This window comes from Segatella copri, from assembly GCF_024330485.1.
GTDB classification, from domain to species: domain Bacteria; phylum Bacteroidota; class Bacteroidia; order Bacteroidales; family Bacteroidaceae; genus Prevotella; species Prevotella copri_L.
Window position 1 is genome coordinate 1 of the sequence record NZ_JANDWX010000121.1, and the last position, 509, is coordinate 509.

Consider the following 509-nt stretch of genomic DNA (forward strand, 5'->3'; position numbering starts at 1 on the left):
AACCCGTCCCGTTTCTACTCCAAGCAGCTTCTGCGCCGGGTAAGCAGCCAGTACGATATCGAGAACGAAAGTCTGGAAGAGCGAATCATGGCAGTATTGGATTACATCAGCGGCATGACGGATATCTATGCCTTAGATATTTATCAGAAGATCAACGGAATAAGTCTGCCGATAGTATAGAAACAAAACAGGCGTTTCTTATATTTTTGCGTAAAAGTGTGTTAAATAAAGAAAGATAATAGGAAGAAGAATGCAATAATGGGGGGAGAATAATGTTTTATAAATAGAGGATGGGCAAAGCGCCTATCATGTATAACTCATAAAAACAACAGTTTATGAAAGCAAAGATTTACTTTTTGGCAATGGCTTTCGTCGCTCTCTTGATGGTAGGGTGTAGCGATGATGATGGTATTCAACTCACACAGGATGAAATCATTGGTGATATTAACACAGGCAAACAAGTGGGTATCAAGGGCAATAGCCTTGTCATATATACCACCCAGGGTGCC

Annotated in this window: 1 pseudogene; it reads left to right on the top strand. The window is 40.7% G+C overall.

The annotated features are described in order from the left end of the window. A pseudogene (locus tag NNC77_RS16645) lies at positions 1–180 on the top strand (dehydrogenase); the annotation flags it as partial. Positions 181–509: the final 329 nt, after the last annotated feature.